3 protein-coding genes and 1 other annotated feature are annotated in these 4,059 nt (G+C 44.5%); all 3 genes read right to left on the bottom strand.

Annotated features, from left to right (window positions below; translation table 11 throughout):
- Positions 1–120: 120 nt before the first annotated feature.
- The 3 genes from F6J94_RS31350 to F6J94_RS31340 all read right to left on the bottom strand — a co-directional run bounded on the left by F6J94_RS31350 (position 121) and on the right by F6J94_RS31340 (position 3,692).
- Positions 121–756, bottom strand: a complete 636-nt coding sequence (locus F6J94_RS31350) for a ThiF family adenylyltransferase (protein WP_293047408.1) — start codon at positions 754–756, stop codon at positions 121–123.
- A gap of 4 nt (positions 757–760) precedes the next feature.
- Positions 761–1,609 carry a hypothetical protein gene (locus F6J94_RS31345; protein ID WP_367142301.1) on the bottom strand — a complete coding sequence of 283 codons (849 nt, stop codon included), beginning with the start codon at positions 1,607–1,609 and terminating at the stop codon, positions 761–763.
- Between the two features lie 432 nt (positions 1,610–2,041).
- Positions 2,042–2,124 (bottom strand) — a sequence feature (23S ribosomal RNA rRNA prediction is too short).
- A gap of 134 nt (positions 2,125–2,258) precedes the next feature.
- Positions 2,259–3,692 carry a vWA domain-containing protein gene (locus F6J94_RS31340; RefSeq protein WP_293047406.1) on the bottom strand — a complete coding sequence of 478 codons (1,434 nt, stop codon included), beginning with the start codon at positions 3,690–3,692 and terminating at the stop codon, positions 2,259–2,261.
- Positions 3,693–4,059: the final 367 nt, after the last annotated feature.

Raw genomic sequence — 4,059 nt, 5'->3', positions numbered from 1 at the left:
TTGAGTAGCGTTGTATCGCTATTCCCTATTCCCTATTACCTATTCCCTCTTATATCTTCCCTGTTCCCTGTTCCCTGTTCCCTGTTCCCTAAAACCCCAAGGGCGAGGTAGATCCCCGAATTATAATATGGCCTTGATAGTTAAATCTCTCAAGGTGAAGGTGAAATCTAGTTTTTTGGTTGTGCTAATAAATTCAATGATGACTTCAGTAGCAACTGCTGTAGTCATCAGCACTAAATTCCGAGCTAATGGATAATCACAAACATCATCATTAACTGGGGAAGGAACTCGATAATTTTCATTCCAAATTATCTCACTGTAGTCTTCTGCTAACCCCACATGAAGACAAGGGGTTTGGGAACTATCACAGTAATCTTTTACGGCTTGACGAGCGACACTGTTATCAAAGGTGTCAATGACTAAAGTAGAATTATTCAGTAATTGTTTGGTATTAGCTGTAGTTAATTCCTTAACCTTAGCCTCCAATTTTACCCCAACCGCTTGGTAGAGGGAATGGGCCAGGATTTTGGCTTTATGGGCACCAATATCAGAGCGGTAGTAGGGTTGGGTAGAAAGATTGCGTTCTTCAATGCGATCGCAATCAATCACCTTAAGCTTTCCAAACCCTGAACGAGCTAAATTTTCGGTAATATTTGCTCCAAGTGCTCCCGCACCACACACGGTTACGGGGTAGTCACGTAACTGAGCCATGACTTGGGAGGTACGGTAGAGTTGTTCGTGGAAAAAAATTGACATAATCCTAATCCCGATATCGTCCCTCAATCACCCCAACCAAGGACTGTAAATCAAAATCGCGATCGCGTCCACTCAGACAAATCCCAGAACTGATTACAGTCAGATCCTGTTTAGATATCGCTGATATGTGGTGTTTACCGTCAGCAGTGCTCCAGCGCACCTGCCAGAATTCTCCCCGGTCATGGAACTGTTGCAGTGCTCCCCCACCCATTTCCAAAGCTTGTTCCAGCCTTCTGTGATCCCGTTGATGCAGAGCTTTACCTTTAAAATCTTTAGTCTGTTGTGTTACCAAGTCATAAACTATTCTCATTTCTGGTGTCAGCCCCTTTACATCCAGTTCTTCAGGTGGTGTTATTTGCTTTAACTGCTCTCTAAGTTGTTCTGCTAGTAAAGGATCTCCCTTACGGTCAAGCTGTTGAAACCACCAAGCTTTACCATCCCCACGAGCCACCACTTGTTCAAAGGCTACCCCGCCCTCTACCAGATGGATAGGAATAGGTTTAACCGTGCCAAAGCGCTGACGAGCATCCGATTCATTGACTGGATACCCTAGCCAGGTCTTTCCCGACAATTGATAAGCTAGTCGTAAACGCAACGGTTGGAGCAGTTGCCAATACTCATCAAGTTGAAACACATCTGGCTCTTCCACCACAGTTGCCACTTTCTCGTTGACTGGCTGAAAAATACCCCATCCTTCAAAGTTACGAGGCTTAGGGGAAAATGTATAAATCATTCCAGCAACACGAGTTCTTACCCGTCCCCCACGTACACAGGGAGCGAGGAATTGATTGTCACTCAGTTGCGCTTCCTTTGCAGCAATTTGATTGATGAGGTCGAGGATATTTGCCATCATTCAACTCCAAGGGGACTACCGTTATACCCGCGCATGAAGCGCGGGAGGGGAATTGGAGACTGGATCTGTTGCGCTTTTTGATAATCTATGCTAGGATTAAGGAATATTAATGCGCCTTTTAGGTGCCGGTTTGCGCGCAAGCTGAAAAGCCCCTGCTAGAAGCGTAGACCAAAATACAAGTAAGCTCAATGATTTGATCGGAGAGTCTAGAGGCTGTTTGGTTCAGCCGTTAAGAGTTTTTACTCTTAAGAATCCCAGCTCCTTTGGAGCCGCTACGCGAACGCTATAATCGCTTGATTTAGCGATGGGAGTATCAAGATCCTGCTCTATTGTATACATATTGTATTGATGCAGTCGCTCATGGGGGAAACCCCCTTTGGGGGCGCTGCATCGCAATGTGCAAGTCGCCAGAGCAAAAGCGTTCGTCACTTAGAAGGAACTCCGCCGGTGAGTTACTACACACTCTTTAAATGATGGCTACTTCTAAGCCCACATTCCGGGTTCTTTGCGCCTTCCTCGCTTCACGCCCGCTACGTTAGAGTAACGGTAATTTTCCTCTCGTACTAATGTATGTAAGCTCTGGCTGTTAGGGCACACAAGTCGTTAAAATTTATTCAAATAATCACGACTACTTATCATTTAATCACGACTACTTATCATTTCGCACCGGTAGCGGTGTATCCAAAATTTCCATCAATAAGTCTAGCCGTGACGGACGAGTCATCAGTGGAACCAGGTTTGGTAGAGAATAGTAATCTCCAGCAAAGGTAAAGGTTTCTACTGGCACCTCTTGCTGCTTCAGTGTAGTTTCCACCCAGTCGTAGGAGTAACCAACTCGGACAATAATCACATTGGGCATCAATCCCAATTCACGAGAGTAGGTCTTGTAAACTTTACCAAAGTAAGGTGCTGTGTTTTCACCTTCATCGGTAACCAAGATAATCTGGTCAACCGCCTGCTTCCGAGAGCGCATTACTTCTAAACCACAACCAATGCTAGTTCCACCCCCTGCTTTGATGTGCCTGAAGGCACGTTCCCAGTCACTCAACTCTTTTCCTTGAGCCTTAACTGGGTAAGGCATGGTATCGAAGGCATAGACAAACAGCTCAGCTTCAGTAATACCAGAGATTAGGGCTGCCAGCCGCTTACCAACTTCAATGGCTTTGTCCATTGAACCGGACTTGTCCACTAGTAGACCAGTGGGCTTGGTAATGGTACCCTTGCGCTTTACTTGCTCATTGGTAACTTGTTTTAACTTAGCAAGAGTTTGAGTATCTAACTGAGCAGCTTCAGCAGCAACTTGTGCCTTGAACGCAGAAACGCGATCGCTTGTCTGTGCCTGTTCTAGCTTTGCCTCAATCAACTCCTTGACCTGTGGGTGTTCCATCGCACCCCGCCCTTGGAGGGATTTGAGATTATTAATTACCTCTTGGGGTGTCATGGAATTGATTAGTGCTACCAACACCGTAGGAGTGACAGAGCGCACAGCACCAATGGCGATGGTGTAGGGAATCTTATGTTCAACAATCAATTGCGCCTGTTCAGCAGCAGTTTCCGTTTTCGCTAACTGCTTGAGTATCCAAGCTAAAGAACCTTCTGGAGGATGATCCTTAAATAAGACTGCATCTGCTCTAGGGCTAGGCTTAATATGTAAACTAGCATAGAGATGCTTCATCGCCTTTCGACCCCGCAATGCTGCTCGGTCAAACAATGCTGGAGTCTTTTCCCGTGTTTTAAGGTAGCGCCGCACTGCTGTCCGAGCCGAACGAGGCACCTTATTGCGCTGCTGCTTCATAAAATCCACTACTCGTGCCACCTGGTAGGGTGGGAATTTTTGCAGCATCACAAAGCCAGCATCTCGGTGTTCAGTCAAATTGCTAGTCAACAAATGACCTAAAAACACTTCTTTGTGGTCCCGGACATCCCCATGATTTTCGTACCAAACCGCTAAGTGACCGTAAAAAATTGGGTCAAGTTCTACCATCAGTTGGTGCAATTCTGTTACTTGCTCCAGCTTACGATGGGGTGTAGTTAATAAACTGTTTAGTAATTCTAAACGCAGGTCACGCTCTTCAGTTTTCATAGGATTCACCTCCTATGGTCCTATGTAATTTCTGGATAAATCTATAATTTACTTGGTTGTTTGGTTGTTTGGTTTAAGGTTGAAGGTTGTTTGGTTTAAGGTTGAAGGTTGTTTGGTTTAAGGTTGAAGGTTGTTTGGTTTAAGGTTGAAGGTTGTTTGGTTTAAGGTTGAAGGTTTACTAAAAATCAACCTTAAATATTGTAAATATTATCCACTAGTTTAGTAGCCTTGTTTCGGCTTCTCAAATTCAAATACTCGATCAAGATAAATTATTAACAGACATAGTTACATCCAGTCAAGAATAAATAATGCCAATAATAATTATAACAATGGTAGCTAATACTAGCTTAAGATCCCCGATTAATGA

The sequence above is a fragment of the Moorena sp. SIO1F2 genome (assembly GCF_010672755.1).
Classification (GTDB): Bacteria; Cyanobacteriota; Cyanobacteriia; order Cyanobacteriales; family Coleofasciculaceae; genus Moorena.
The sequence above is the reverse complement of the archived record's forward strand: the minus strand, read 5'-3'. Positions and strand labels throughout refer to the sequence as shown.

Coding starts and splice junctions, on each gene's coding strand:
- F6J94_RS31350 (WP_293047408.1), bottom strand. CDS start 756: ATGTCAATTTTTTTCCACGAACAACTCTACCGTACCTCCCAAGTCATG.
- F6J94_RS31345 (WP_367142301.1), bottom strand. CDS start 1,609: ATGATGGCAAATATCCTCGACCTCATCAATCAAATTGCTGCAAAGGAA.
- F6J94_RS31340 (WP_293047406.1), bottom strand. CDS start 3,692: ATGAAAACTGAAGAGCGTGACCTGCGTTTAGAATTACTAAACAGTTTA.